Annotated in this window: 10 protein-coding genes and 3 pseudogenes; 9 read left to right on the forward strand and 4 right to left on the reverse strand. The window is 70.8% G+C overall.

The features are described from left to right. Positions 1–99: 99 nt before the first annotated feature. On the reverse strand, positions 100–987 hold the full coding sequence (locus ABTX62_RS37120; protein WP_352120311.1) for a helix-turn-helix domain-containing protein: 888 nt from the start codon (positions 985–987) through the stop codon (positions 100–102). Positions 988–1144: 157 nt separating this feature from the next. Between ABTX62_RS37120 and tkt the strand changes: the two genes are divergently transcribed. The 8 genes and pseudogenes from tkt (at position 1145) to ABTX62_RS37160 (ending at position 10441) form a co-directional block, all read left to right on the forward strand. Continuing rightward, a complete protein-coding gene (gene tkt / locus ABTX62_RS37125; RefSeq protein WP_352120312.1) occupies positions 1145–3220 on the forward strand; it encodes a transketolase in 2076 nt (691 codons plus the stop codon). A gap of 39 nt (positions 3221–3259) precedes the next feature. Beyond that, positions 3260–3720: pseudogene (locus ABTX62_RS37130) on the forward strand (transaldolase family protein); the annotation flags it as partial. After that, entirely contained in the window at positions 3717–5558 is a 1842-nt protein-coding gene (gene zwf, locus ABTX62_RS37135; protein ID WP_352120313.1) for a glucose-6-phosphate dehydrogenase, read from the forward strand. The pseudogene ABTX62_RS37130 and the gene zwf, both read left to right, overlap by 4 nt. After that, the gene (opcA, locus tag ABTX62_RS37140; RefSeq protein WP_352120314.1) at positions 5555–6490 is read left to right on the forward strand and encodes a glucose-6-phosphate dehydrogenase assembly protein OpcA; all 936 of its coding nucleotides are present in this window, start codon (positions 5555–5557) and stop codon (positions 6488–6490) included. The genes zwf and opcA overlap by 4 nt, the downstream gene beginning before the upstream one ends. Beyond that, on the forward strand, positions 6483–8171 hold the full coding sequence (gene pgi, locus ABTX62_RS37145) for a glucose-6-phosphate isomerase (RefSeq protein WP_352120315.1): 1689 nt from the start codon (positions 6483–6485) through the stop codon (positions 8169–8171). Before opcA ends, pgi begins: the two co-directional genes overlap by 8 nt. A gap of 1 nt (position 8172) precedes the next feature. After that, positions 8173–9057, forward strand: coding sequence for a phosphogluconate dehydrogenase (NAD(+)-dependent, decarboxylating) (gene gnd / locus ABTX62_RS37150; protein ID WP_352120316.1), 885 nt, complete (start codon positions 8173–8175; stop codon positions 9055–9057). A 3-nt stretch (positions 9058–9060) separates the two neighbouring features. Beyond that, the gene (locus ABTX62_RS37155; RefSeq protein WP_352120317.1) at positions 9061–9648 is read left to right on the forward strand and encodes a histidine phosphatase family protein; all 588 of its coding nucleotides are present in this window, start codon (positions 9061–9063) and stop codon (positions 9646–9648) included. 58 nt (positions 9649–9706) lie between these two features. After that, on the forward strand, positions 9707–10441 hold the full coding sequence (locus tag ABTX62_RS37160; protein ID WP_352120318.1) for a hypothetical protein: 735 nt from the start codon (positions 9707–9709) through the stop codon (positions 10439–10441). Between the two features lie 157 nt (positions 10442–10598). On the opposite strand, the pseudogene ABTX62_RS37165 reads toward ABTX62_RS37160, so the two are convergent. The 3 genes and pseudogenes from ABTX62_RS37165 to ABTX62_RS37175 form a co-directional block, all read right to left on the reverse strand. Continuing rightward, positions 10599–10787, reverse strand: a pseudogene (locus tag ABTX62_RS37165) (sugar phosphate isomerase/epimerase and 4-hydroxyphenylpyruvate domain-containing protein); the annotation flags it as partial. Then, positions 10786–11102, reverse strand: a pseudogene (locus tag ABTX62_RS37170) (transposase family protein); the annotation flags it as partial. The pseudogenes ABTX62_RS37170 and ABTX62_RS37165, both read right to left, overlap by 2 nt. A 121-nt stretch (positions 11103–11223) precedes the next feature. Further along, entirely contained in the window at positions 11224–12027 is an 804-nt protein-coding gene (locus tag ABTX62_RS37175) for a class I SAM-dependent methyltransferase (protein ID WP_352120319.1), read from the reverse strand. Positions 12028–13090: 1063 nt separating this feature from the next. On the opposite strand from ABTX62_RS37175, the gene ABTX62_RS37180 reads away from it, so the two are divergent. After that, positions 13091–13756, forward strand: a complete 666-nt coding sequence (locus ABTX62_RS37180; protein WP_352120320.1) for a TetR family transcriptional regulator — start codon at positions 13091–13093, stop codon at positions 13754–13756. Positions 13757–13848 lie beyond the last annotated feature (92 nt).

Genomic DNA, 13848 nt, shown 5'->3' on the forward strand with positions numbered 1-13848 from the left:
CCCTTGTGTCACTACATGTGGTTACCCTTGGGGATTTCTGGTTTCCGGGGGGGGCCCCCCCGCGGGGGGGGGCCCCCTTCTCGCTGTGCCGGGCCGCCGTCAGCGCAACTCGGCCCGGAACGCCGCCGGGGTCTGCTCCGTGTGCTGGTGGAAGAACTTGGAGAAGTTCGCGGCGTCCGGGAAGCCGACCGCCACGCCGACCCTGCCGATCGGCAACTCGGTGTGGGCGAGCAGCCGTTTGGCCTCCAGGACCACGCGCTTGTCGATGAAGGCCTTGGGCGTGTCACCGGTCGCCGCGCGCACCGCCCGGACCAGGGTGCGGCGGGAGTAGCCGAGCGCGTCGGCGTAGGCGCTGACGCTGTGGTTGGCGGCGAAGTCCCGCTCCACGGCGTCCCGGAAGAGGGTGAAGGTGGAGTCGGACCGCTGCCGCAGGGCCTGCGGCGAGCTCGCCGCGAGGTGGGCGAGCCGCAGCAGGAACGCCGTCAGCGCGTGGCGCAGGACCGCGGTGTGCAGGCTGATCGGGAGCGTCGCCGTGTCCTCGTACTCACGCCGCAGGTGTGCCAGTGCGGCCCGCAGACCGGCGAGTTGGGCGGTGTCCGGATGCAGCAGCGGCGGCAGGTCGTAGCGGTAGAGGCCGGTGGCCTCCACGGTCGAGCGGGGCAGGAAGCCGGGTTGCATGGTCAGCACGGTTCCGCGGTACTCGCTGGAGGGCGAGAAGCGGTGGACCTGCCCGGGGCGGATCCACAGCAGGTCACCGGCCGTGGCCTCGTACTCGGTGAAGTCGACCATGTGCCGGACCGGGCCCGCGCCGAACAGCAGGACGATGTGGAAGTCGATGCGGTGCACGCGCTCCGGCGGCGTGTCGACGTGCCACGTCCGGCCGGTGCCCATCGGGCCGACCTGCATGCCGACGCCGCCGACACTGAGCTCGACCGGAAAGGGGAACGTAGCGATCCCGTCGCCGCCTTGGATGCTTCTGTCCGCCATGTCCGCCTCGTGCCGCCCCGCTCGCGTGCCCTGCTGCCCGTGGGTGTCCCACTTTCACCACAGGCTGGCACACGACGACCTTCCGTCGAAAAAGTCAGACTTTTAGTTTTGAACGCATCAGACCAGCAACTTCGCTCCTATCGAGGACTTCTTGAAGATGAGCACGCAGACAGCGGACCGCTTCGAATGGACCGAACTCGACCGGCGTGCCGTCGACACCGCCCGTCTCCTGGCGGCGGATGCCGTCCAGCGGGTCGGCAACGGCCATCCCGGTACCGCGATGAGCCTGGCACCGGCCGCCTACACGATCTTTCAGAAGGTGATGCGGCACGATCCCGCCGATCCCGAGTGGACCGGCCGTGACCGCTTCGTCCTCTCCCCCGGCCATACCTCGCTGACCCTCTACACGCAGCTCTACCTCGCGGGCTACGAGCTGGAGCTCGACGATCTGCAGGCGTTCCGCACGCACGGCTCCAAGACGCCCGGTCACCCCGAGTACGGGCACACGGCGGGCGTGGAGACCACCACCGGCCCGCTCGGCCAGGGCGTCGCGAACGCCGTCGGCATGGCGATGGCCGCCCGCTACGAGCGCGGCCTGTTCGACCCGGACGCCCCCGAGGGCGACTCCCCCTTCGACCACACGATCTGGGCGATCGTCTCCGACGGCGACCTCCAGGAAGGGGTCTCCGCCGAGGCCTCCTCGCTCGCCGGCCACCAGAAGCTCGGCAACCTGGTCTTCCTCTACGACGACAACCACATCTCCATCGAGGGCGACACCGCGACCGCGTTCTCCGAGGACGTGCTGAAGCGCTACGAGGCGTACGGCTGGCACGTGCAGCGGATCGAACCGCGGGAGGACGGCGACGTCGACGTGCCCGCGCTGCACGCGGCGCTGCGGGCGGCGCGGGCCGAGACCGGGCGCCCCTCGATCATCGCGATGCGCACGATCATCGCCTGGCCCGCCCCGAACGCCCGGAACACCGAGGCCGCGCACGGTTCCGCGCTCGGCGAGGACGAGGTCGCGGCCACCAAGCGCCTCCTCGGCTTCGACCCCGAGCGGTCCTTCGAGGTCGCCGACGAGGTACTGGCCCACACCCGCCGGGCCCTGGACCGGGGCGCCGAGGCGCACACCGCCTGGGACAAGCGGGTCGCCGCCTGGCGGGGCGAGAACCCGGAGCGGGCCGCCACCTTCGACCGCGTCGGCAAGGGCGAGCTGCCCGAGGGCTGGGAGGACGCCCTGCCGGTGTTCGAGCCGGGCAAGGCGGTCGCCACCCGCGCGGCCTCCGGCAAGGTCCTCCAGGCGCTCGGCCCGGTCGTCCCGGAGCTGTGGGGCGGTTCGGCCGACCTGGCCGGTTCCAACAACACCACCATCGACAAGACCAGCTCGTTCCTCCCGGCGGGCAACCCGCTGCCGGAGGCGGACCCGTACGGCCGCACGGTCCACTTCGGCATCCGCGAGTTCTCCATGGCCGCGGAGATGAACGGCATCGCCCTGCACGGCAACACCCGGATCTACGGCGGCACGTTCCTGGTCTTCTCCGACTACATGCGCAACGCGGTGCGGATGTCGGCCCTGATGCAGCTGCCGGTGACCTACGTGTGGACGCACGACTCCATCGGCCTGGGCGAGGACGGCCCTACCCACCAGCCGGTCGAGCACCTGGCCGCGCTGCGCGCGATCCCGGGCCTGAACGTCGTACGCCCCGCCGACGCCAACGAGACCGCCGTCGTCTGGGCCGAGATCCTGAAGCGGCACTCCACCGCCCCGGCCCCGCACGGACTCGCGCTCACCCGCCAGGGCGTGCCGACCTACGAACCGGACGCGCGAGCGGCACGCGGCGGCTACGTGCGGTTCGAGGCGGAGGGCGGCGAGCCGCAGGTGATCCTGATCGCCACCGGTTCCGAGGTCCACGTCGCCGCCGAGGCGCGCGAGCGTCTCCAGGAGGCGGGCGTGCCCACCCGCGTCGTGTCGATGCCGTCCGTGGAGTGGTTCGAGGAGCAGCCTCGCTCGTACCGCGACCGTGTGCTTCCGCCCTCCGTGAAGGCCCGGGTCGCCGTCGAGGCCGGCATCGGCCTGACCTGGTACCGGTTCGTCGGGGACGCGGGGCGCGTCGTCTCCCTGGAGCACTTCGGTGCTTCCGCCGACGCCGGGACGCTCTTCGCCGCGTACGGCTTCACGCCCGAGAACGTCGTCGCCGCCGCGCGGGAATCCCTGTCCGCGGCTCGCGGCTGACCGACCGCCCGAAAGAAGATGATCACTGTGACCGAAGCGACCGACGAGGCCCTCGCCCCGAAGGGCAGGGCGGCCCTGGCCAAGGCGCGGCTCGCCTACCAGGCGTACGAAGAGGTCTTCGCCGGGCCGCGCCGGCATGCCCTGGCAGATGCCCATGGAAACCGGCAGCGCCCCCTTTGGGCCTCCACCGGTGTGAAGGAGCCCGCCTACGAGGACACCCTGTACGTGGACGAACTGGTCGCCCCGGCACGGTCGACACCATGCCGGAGGCCACGCTGAACGCCGTCGCCGACCACGGTGACGTCCGGGGCGACACCGTCACCGGCGGCTACGACCGGGCCCGAGCGGACCTGGCGGACATCGAACGGCTCGGCATTGCATACGACGAGGTGGTGCGGCAACTGGAGGACGAGGGCGTGGCCAAGTTCGAGGTGGCCTGGCAGGACCTGCCGGAGGCGGTCACCGAGTCCTTGAACGAAAAGGGAGTTGACGCGGAATGAGCGAGGGCATCCCCCAGACGGCCGAACAGGAGACCAGGGGCACCAAGGAGGACAAGGAGGCCCGGATGGCCCAGGAGGCCGCCGGGGTGGAGCAGACCGGGGTGGGCGGTGAGCCGCAGGCCACCGGGGTGGAGCAGAGCGGGGTGAGCGGTGAGCCGCAGGCCACCGGGGTGGAGCAGACCGGGGTGGGCGGTGAGCCGCAGGCCACCGGGGTGGAGCAGAGCGGGGTGGGCGGTGAGCCGCAGGCCACCGGGGTGGAGCAGACCGGGGTGGGCGGTGAGCCGCCGACCGCCCCGCGCACCGACCACGCGGACCCCGACTTCACCAACCCGCTGCGCGACCCGGGCGACCGCCGTCTGCCCAGGATCGCGGGGCCGTCCGGCCTGGTCATCTTCGGCGTCACCGGTGACCTGTCCCGCAAGAAGCTGATGCCGGCCGTGTACGACCTGGCCAACCGGGGTCTGCTGCCGCCGGGCTTCTCCCTGGTGGGCTTCGCCCGCCGGGACTGGGAGAACCAGGACTTCGCGCAGGTGGTGCACGACGCGGTCCGCGCGCACGCGCGCACCCCGTTCCGCGAGGAGGTCTGGCAGCAGCTCGCCGAGGGCATGCGCTTCATCCCGGGCGACTTCGACGACGACACGGCGTTCAAGCGGCTGCGCTCCGCCGTGGAAGAGCTGGACGCCTCCCGGGGCACCAGCGGCAACTACGCCTTCTATCTCTCGGTGCCGCCGAAGTTCTTCCCCAAGGTCGTCCAGCAGCTGAAGAAGCACAAGCTGGCCGACGCCCCCGAGGGCGCCTGGCGCCGCGCGGTCATCGAGAAACCGTTCGGGCACGACCTCGACAGCGCCTGCGAGCTGAACGCGATCGTGCACGAGGTGTTCGACCCGGAGCAGGTCTTCCGCATCGACCACTACCTCGGCAAGGAGACCGTCCAGAACATCCTGGCCCTGCGCTTCGCCAACCAGATGTTCGAACCGATCTGGAACCGGTCGTACGTCGACCATGTGCAGATCACCATGGCCGAGGACATCGGCATCGGCGGCCGGGCCGGCTACTACGACGGCATCGGCGCCGCCCGCGACGTCATCCAGAACCACCTGCTGCAGCTCATGGCGCTCACCGCGATGGAGGAGCCGGCCGCCTTCGACGCCGCCTCGCTGCTCACCGAGAAGCTGAAGGTCCTCAAGGCCGTGCGGCTGCCGCAGGACCTCGGGCAGGGCACCGTGCGCGCCCAGTACGCGGCGGCCTGGCAGGGCGGCACGAAGGTGCGGGGCTATCTGGAGGAGGACGGCATCGACCAGTCCTCCACGACCGACACCTACGCCGCGGTCAGGCTCCAGGTGGACAACCGCCGCTGGGCGGGCGTCCCGTTCTACCTGCGCACCGGCAAGCGGCTCGGCCGCCGGGTGACGGAGATCGCGGTGGTGTTCCAGCGGGCCCCGCACTCCCCCTTCGACTCCACCGCGACCGAGGAGCTGGGCTCCAACGCGATCGTCATCCGCGTCCAGCCGGACGAGGGCATGACGGTCCGCTTCGGCTCGAAGGTGCCGGGTACGTCGATGGAGATCCGGGACGTCACGATGGACTTCGCCTACGGCGAGTCGTTCACCGAGTCGAGCCCCGAGGCGTACGAACGGCTGATCCTCGACGTCCTCCTGGGCGACGCCAACCTGTTCCCCCGTCACCAGGAAGTGGAAGAGTCCTGGAAGATCCTCGACCCGATCGAGCAGTACTGGGCCACGCACGGCCGGCCCGCGCAGTACGCCTCGGGCAGCTGGGGACCCGAGGAAGCCGACGAGATGCTCGCACGAGACGGACGGAGCTGGCGCAGGCCATGAAGATCGACCTGACCGACACCACGGCAAGCAAGATCAACAAAGCGCTGGTGCAGGGGCGCCGCGCCATCGGCACGCCTGCCGTGGGCATGGTCCTGACGATGGTGATCGTCACGGACGAGGAGAACGCCTACGACGCGATCAAGGCGGCCGAGGAGGCCTCGCACGAGCACCCCTCGCGCACCCTGGTCGTCATCAAGCGGCACGCCCGCACCCCGCGCGACCGTCAGGCGTCCCGCCTGGACGCCGAGGTCCGGGTGGGCGCCGACGCGGGCACCGGCGAGACGGTGATCCTGCGGACCTACGGCGAGGTGTCCGACCACGCCGACTCGGTGGTGCTGCCGCTGCTGCTGCCGGACGCGCCGGTGGTGGTGTGGTGGCCGATGGACGCCCCCGAGGTGCCCTCGAAGGACCCGCTCGGAGCGCTGGCCCAGCGCCGGATCACCGACCTGTACGCCGTCGCCAACCCCCTGGAGGTGCTGGAGAGCCGGGTCCGCTCCTACGCGCCCGGCGACACCGATCTCGCCTGGACCCGGCTGACGCCCTGGCGTTCGATGCTGGCGGCGGCGCTCGACCAGGCCCGGGTCCGGATCACCTCGGCGGCCGTGGAGGCCGAGGCCGAGAACCCGGCCGCCGAGCTGCTGGCCCGCTGGCTGGAGGCACGGCTGCACGTCCGGGTCGACCGTGTGGTCACCGCCGGTCCGGTCGTCACGGCCGTGCGCCTGGGCACGGAGCACGGCGAGATCGTCATCGACCGCCCCGAGGGACCGCTGGCCACGCTGACCCTGCCGGGCCAGCCGTCGCGCACCCTCGCGCTCAAGGTCCGTGCCACCTCCGAACTCATCGCCGAGGAGCTGCGGCGCCTCGACGCGGACGAGATGTACGCCATCGCCCTGAACGGCGAGGCAACCGAGGAGACCCCTGCCCATGCCTGACTCCCCCTCCGGTTCCCCGAGGCTCACCCGGCGCCCCGAGTGGGCCGCCCTGGAGGACCACCGCAAGGACGCCCTGCCCCGGCCGGACCTGCGTGAGCTGTTCGCGGCGGACCCGGGGCGCGCCGAGCGCCACGTCGTGCGCGTGGGCGACCTGCGCATCGACTACTCCAAGCACCTGATCACCGACGAGACGCTCGCCCTGCTCCAGGAACTGGCCGCCGCGACCGACGTGTTCGGGCTGCGCGACGCCATGTTCCGCGGTGAGCGGATCAACGTCACCGAGAACCGGGCCGTGCTGCACACCGCGCTGCGCGCCCCGCGGGACGCCGTCATCGAGGTCGACGGCGAGAACGTCGTCCCGGGCGTGCACGCCGTGCTGGACAGGATGGTCGCCTTCGCGAACCGGGTGCGCTCGGGTGAATGGACCGGGCACACCGGCAAGCGCATCCGCAACGTCGTCAACATCGGCATCGGCGGCTCGGACCTCGGCCCGGCGATGGCCTACGACGCGCTGCGGCCGTTCACGGCCCGGGAGCTGACGTTCCGGTTCGTGTCGAACGTGGACGGCTCCGACCTGCACGAGGCCACCCGCGACCTGGACCCGGCCGAGACGCTGTTCATCGTCGCGTCCAAGACCTTCACCACGATCGAGACCCTCACGAACGCGACCTCGGCGCGCTCCTGGCTGCTGGACGGCCTCGGGGGCGATGACAAGGCGGTCGCCCAGCACTTCGTGGCGCTGTCCACGAACGCCGAGAAGGTCGCCGACTTCGGCATCGACGTCGACAACATGTTCGAGTTCTGGGACTGGGTCGGCGGTCGCTACTCGTACGACTCCGCGATCGGGCTGTCCCTGATGATCGCGATCGGCCCGGACCGCTTCCGGGAGATGCTCGACGGCTTCCGCATCGTCGACGAGCACTTCCGCAACGCCCCCGCGGAGGCCAACGCCCCGCTGATCATGGGCCTGCTGGGCATCTGGTACGGCAACTTCCACGACGCCCAGTCGCACGCGGTACTGCCCTACAGCCACTACCTGTCGAAGTTCACCGCCTACCTCCAGCAGCTCGACATGGAGTCCAACGGCAAGTCGGTGGACCGCGACGGCCACCCCGTGGAGTGGCAGACCGGGCCGGTGGTGTGGGGCACGCCGGGCACCAACGGGCAGCACGCCTACTACCAGTTGATCCACCAGGGCACCAAGCTCATCCCGGCCGACCTGATCGGCTTCGCCCGGCCCGTCGGCGAGCTGAGCGACGAACTGAAGGCGCAGCACGACCTGCTGATGGCCAACCTGTTCGCGCAGGGGCAGGCGCTCGCCTTCGGCAAGACCGCCGAGGAGGTGCGCGCGGAGGGCGTCCCCGAGGAACAGGTGCCCCACCGCACCTTCCGGGGCAACCACCCCACCACGACGATCCTGGCCACCGAACTGACCCCGTCGGTCCTCGGCCAGCTCGTCGCCCTCTACGAGCACAAGGTGTTCGTGCAGGGCGCCGTGTGGAACATCGACTCCTTCGACCAGTGGGGCGTGGAGCTGGGCAAGGTCCTCGCCAAGCGCGTCGAGCCCGCCCTGACCGAGACGTTCTCGTCAGCCGCTGACGCGGCGGGGTCCGTCCCCGGTCTCGACCCGTCCACGGCCGCGCTGGTGGCCACCTACCGCAATCTCCGGGAAGTGAACTGACATGCAGATCGGTCTTGTGGGTCTCGGCAAGATGGGCGGCAACATGCGCGAGCGCCTGCGCAACGCCGGCCACACCGTCATCGGATACGACACCAACCCCGAGAAGTCCGACGTCGGCAGTCTGGCCGACCTCGTCAACCAGCTGGAAGCACCCCGCACGGTCTGGGTCATGGTCCCGGCCGGCGAGCCCACCCAGCACGTCATCGACCAGCTCGCGGGTCTCCTGAAGCCCTACGACACGGTGGTCGACGGCGGCAACTCCCGCTGGACGGACGACGAGAGGCACGCCGAGGAACTGGGCAAGCGCGGCATCGGCTTCGTCGACGCGGGTGTCTCCGGCGGCGTGTGGGGCCTGAAGAACGGCTACGCCCTGATGGTGGGCGGCGAGAAGGAGTACGTCGACCGGCTGCTGCCGATCTTCGAGGCGCTCAAGCCGGAGGGCCCGTACGGCTTCGTCCACGCGGGCAAGGTCGGCGCCGGGCACTTCGCCAAGATGGTCCACAACGGCATCGAGTACGCGATGATGCAGGCCTACGCCGAGGGCTGGGAACTGCTGGAGGCCGTGGACTCGGTGGACAACGTCCGCGAGGTGTTCCGCTCCTGGCAGGAGGGCACCGTCATCCGGTCCTGGCTGCTGGAACTGGCGGTGGAGGCCCTCGACGAGGACGAGCACCTGGAGGAGCTCCGGGGTTACGCCCAGGACTCCGGCGAGGGACGCTGGACCGTGGAGGCCGCGATCGACAACTCCGTGCCGCTGCCCGCGATCACCGCCTCCCTCTTCTCCCGGTTCGCCTCCCGGCAGGACGACTCGCCGCAGATGAAGATGATCGCGGCGCTGCGCAACCAGTTCGGCGGCCACGCCGTCGAGTCCGCGAAGAAGGCGTAGCGCGTGGGTGATCTGCTGCTGGTCCGCCACGGCGAGACGGAGTGGAGCCGGAGTGGACAGCACACCAGCTTCACCGACCTGCCCCTCACCCCGAACGGTGAGGAACAGGCCAAGTCGCTCGCCCCGCTCCTCGCGGACCGCTCCTTCGCACTGGTCCTCACCAGCCCGCTCGCCCGCGCGGTACGCACCGCCGAACTCGCGGGCCTGACGGGGGCCGTGCGGGAGGCGGACCTGCACGAGTGGTACTACGGCGCCTACGAGGGCGTCACCACCGAGGAGATACACCGCACCCGCCCCGAGTGGGACCTGTGGACCGACGGCGGCCCGCCCGGGCCCGGAGGCGAACCGGGCGAGTCCCCCGAGGAGGTCGGCGAGCGGGCCGACCGGGTACTGGCCCGGGCGGCGAAGGCGCTTCCCGAGGGCGATGTGATGCTGGTGGCCCACGGCCACTTCCTCCGCGTCGTGACGGCCCGCCGGCTGGGTCTGTCCCCGGCGGAGGGGCGACTGTTCCGGCTGGAGACCGGCACGGTCTGCCGGCTGTCGACCGAACACGGCCGGCCTGTTGTCTCGGAGTGGAACACCAGGGCGTAACCGGACCCGGCCGGAGGCGGGTGACAGTCTCCGGCCGGGCGCGCCAGAGTCCGCGCTGATGGAGAGCGACAATATGACGCCCGCCGAGGACCGGGTGTGGCGCGCCTTCGCGCGCGGGGCGGACGTCGACCTACGGGAACCGGCGGACGAGGACCCCGCGCGCGGCGCCGGCTGGGGGCCCGAACGGACCCTGCGGGCGGCCGTGGTGCGGGCACTGCTGCTCAGCGCCCCGCAGGAGGACGGGGAGACGGCCGCCCTCAGACTGGCCGGCGCGCGGATCACCGGGACGCTGAACCTCCAGTACGCCGACATCGGCCACGCCGTGCGCCTGAGCGACTGCTTCTTCGAGGAGGTGCCCGTCCTGTACGCGGCGCGGCTGCGCCAGCTGAACCTGCGCGGCTCCGCCCTGCCCGGCCTGGACGCCGACACCCTGCGCGTGGACGGCGTGCTGCGCATGCCCGGCTGCCTGTTCGAGGGACCCGTGCGGCTCGGCGGCGCGCAGATCTCCAGCGCGTTGTTCATGGACGGGGCCACCATCGACGAACCGCCCTCCGGCCGGCCCGCGCTCCAGCTCAACCATGTGACCGTCGGGGACGGCCTGTCGGCGCCGGGCCTGCGGGCGCGCGGCGAGGTGCGGCTGACGGGCGCCTCGGTCGCCGGCACCGTCGACCTCAACGGGGCGCGGCTGGAGGCCGGTGCCGGAGAGGTCGCCCTCGACGCGGAGACGCTCACGGTGGACGGCGACGCCCTGCTGCGCGACGCGGACGTGCGCGGGGCGTTGGCGGCGCCGTAGCCCCCCGGTAGCCGCCGTCGCGCTGGACGAGTGCGACGAAGACCCGGCCGACGGTGCGGGTGCAGCAGTGGCGGAAGACACCGTGGACGTCGCGGTCGTAGAGGATGCCGAGGTCGCGGTAGGTCTCCAGCTCACCGTCGGCGAACTCGAAGCGGGCGGCGGCCTCGACGATGCGCCAGGCATGGTCCCAGGTACTGACGTGCCGGCCCCAGGCGAGTGCCTCATAGGCGACCCGGACGCCGGACTCCCCCGCCAGGTCGGCGAGCCGGTGGAGCTGCTCGGCGGCGAGGGCGTCGTCGTCCACCGCCTGCGGGGAGACGCTGGAGCAGACGAGGACCGTGTCGGCGACCCCAATAGGGCAGCCGTACGGTGCCGCCGGCGCCCCGGTACCCCTTGTCGGCCCAGCACTCCACGCCGGCTACCTCCAGGGCGTCGAGGATGCCGTGGGTTCGCGCGGCCTTGATGGCGTGGACCGCGCCGGGCAGTGCAGGCGATGCCCACACTAGTCGCCCGGCGGGATCGGTGATGATCTGCACGTTCATGCCGTGCTTCTCATGTTTCCCGGAGTAGAAGGGCCGGTCGGCCGCGATTCGGTCGATCGGCAGCAGCGTGCCACCAGGATCACGAATGCCTTGGTGGAGGCGGTGCAGGCCGCGTCCGCAGGTCGGAAGCCAGCGCGGCGAGGACCGCACCCGCAGCAACCGCTTCAAGCATTGAACACTTCGCGAAGAACCCGCTGCAGGCGGTCGCGAGCCGGCAGGTCGACAACGACGAAAGGCGGATCAGGGCGCCGACTCAGACGTGCCTCGCGCCTGGTCGCGACTGGCGACCACCAGGTATCCGTCGCTCTCGGGGTCGAAGGTGGTGGACTGCACCGTGAGCCCGACACTCCGCAACTGCGCCACGAGGTCCTCGTACCGGTAGGGCCAGATGGACAACCGCTCCGAGCAGGCTCGCACTGCCCCATCCGGCTCGATCTGGGCGACCACGATCTCGAGGAAGTGTTCCTGCTCCCAGCGCTGCTCGATCTGCCAGTAGTAGCTGACGACCGCATCGCGGTCGTTGCGGCGGATGAGTCGATCGCGGACGTCTACCCGTGAGCCGGCGGAGCGCACGAGCTCCCAGTTGCGTGACGTGAGCACGAGGCGTCCGCCCGGATTCAGCAGCCGCGACATCGCTTCCAGTGCGGTCAGGCGCCCGGCTGCGCCCTCAGCGTGCCCGAGCGAGTTGCCGACGCAGAACACCAGATCGAACGTGGAGTCCTCCAGGTGGTCGGGCAGCTCGTCCCAGCTCGCGCGGAGGGCTCGAAGCGAGACACCCTGCTCGTCGGCGGCCTTCTCGGTCCGGCGAACCATCCCATTGCTGGCGTCTGCGGCGACCACGTCAAGGCCAAGACTTGCGAGACCGACGGCGAGCTGGCCGGTTCCACACGCACAGTCGAGGACGCGCGCGTTGGGCGGCAGAGAGCCCACGACATCGCTGCAGTAGACCGCGGCTGCCTGGGCGGGGGTCAGCCTGTCGTCCCCGATCAGCCACTCGTATACGTCGGAAAGCGCCCCATAACCAGCCACCGCGATAACCTCCATCACCCGACGACACGCGGGCTAGTGCCGCGGCAGGCAACGTTTGCCCGTCAAGGAGCGGCGTCCGGTGCGTGCTCTCGGCGTGCCGGGTGCAAGCCCTCGTACTGGGTGTACTGGGCTTGCGCCCGGTGCGGCGAGAGTGCGTGCCGGGCGTTGCGACGGGGCGAACGTTGCCTGCTGCGGCACTAGACCGCGCCTGCGATTCGGACCTTGCGCCTCGCACTGTGCCGGGCCGTGTCAGCGAAGCATTGAGCAGGACCCAACCACTTCCGGCCGCTGAGACTCCACCGGATTTCGTGGGAAACCGCGACACGCCGCACCGAGGCAGGTCCCCACTCCACCGGCGCCCCATCGGCCACGATGGGGACCGCAGCCGGCAAGCGCGCGTTCACTGCGGAGCGCTTTAGGCATAGCCATCCAAACTGATTGCGCCTCTCTGGCCGCCGCGCCGCTCACTCCCGCTGTCACTTCGAAGCGGCTCCCGCAGTCACGCGCACTGACAGCCCCGGGAGCCGGACGGGTTCAAGCCTTCGGCGAGCGGAACGGAACGACGCTGTCCGGTGCAGGTGCGTGTTCTGCTTGCCTATCGTCCTGTTGAGTGAGCATGCGCTGGCCGGCAGCGGAGGCCCCGCCTGGGCCATGGGCAGCAGCCACTCTTCCAGCGCGGCCCATCCGGCCGGCGAGGCCTTCGTGGCGGCGGCGACGGCGATCAGGCGGCGTTCGGTCCAGGCGGCGAGGATGTCGTCGGCGAAGTCGTCGACGAACCGGATGGCCAGTCACAGAGTCCGCTTTGCGGGCCTTCAGCGAGCTCCTGCGGAGCCCCCGGCCGGTGTGCCGGCCGGACCGTGACCCATCTCAGCGGCACTTCCTGTACCGCAACTACTCACACCCGGATCAGTCCGACGAGATACGACTCCTTGGGCACGTGCGCCTTCCGAGCGGCCGCTAATGTACGAACCAGTACGGTAGCTGCATGAGCCGGGCATCGGCTCGGGAAGACCCAGCGGAGGGACGGCCCCGCGCTTCTACAATCACCGGCACCGGCCCCTCCGCCCGAAGGAACCTGATGACCAGCGCCGAAGAACCGGCACGACCCGGCGAGCGCATCCGTGACGCCGCCCGCACCCGGGCCGAGATCCTCGACGTCGCCACCCAGGAGTTCGCGCGGGCCGGCTACGACGGGGCCCGGGTGGACGAGATCGCCGCCCGCACCCGCACCACGAAGCGGATGATCTACTACTACTTCGGCGGCAAGGAACAGCTGTTCACGGCCGTGCTGGAGCGGGCGTACGGCGTGATCCGGGAGGCCGAGCAGCAGCTCGACGTCGACCACCTGGACCCGGTCGCGGCCATCCGGAGGCTCGCCGAGGTGACCTTCGACCACCACGAGCAGCACCCCGACTTCATCCGCCTGGTCAGCATCGAGAACATTCACGAGGCACAGCACATCGCCGGCTCCGAGAAGCTCGGGAAGATCGGCTCCCCCGCCCTGGACGTGATCCGCCGGATCCTGGCGTCGGGCCGGGAGTCGGGCCTGTTCACGGCCGACGTCGACGCCGTCGACCTGCACGCGATGATCTCCTCGTTCTGCTTCTTCCGGGTCTCCAACCGGCACACCTTCGGCGCGCTGTTCGGCCGCGACCTGCTCGACCGGACGCAACGCGCGCACTACCGCGCCATGCTGGGCGACATGGTGATCGCGTATCTGACGGCGGAGCGGACGACGGACTGAACGTCCGGCGCGAGACCCCCTGACACCGGTGGCACCCGGGCGCAGCATGACCGGCCACCCCCTACTGACTCTCCGGTGGGTTAATCAGCCGC

Origin of the sequence: Streptomyces sp. NPDC096046, assembly GCF_040303285.1 — a bacterium.
Taxonomy (GTDB): domain Bacteria; phylum Actinomycetota; class Actinomycetes; order Streptomycetales; family Streptomycetaceae; genus Streptomyces.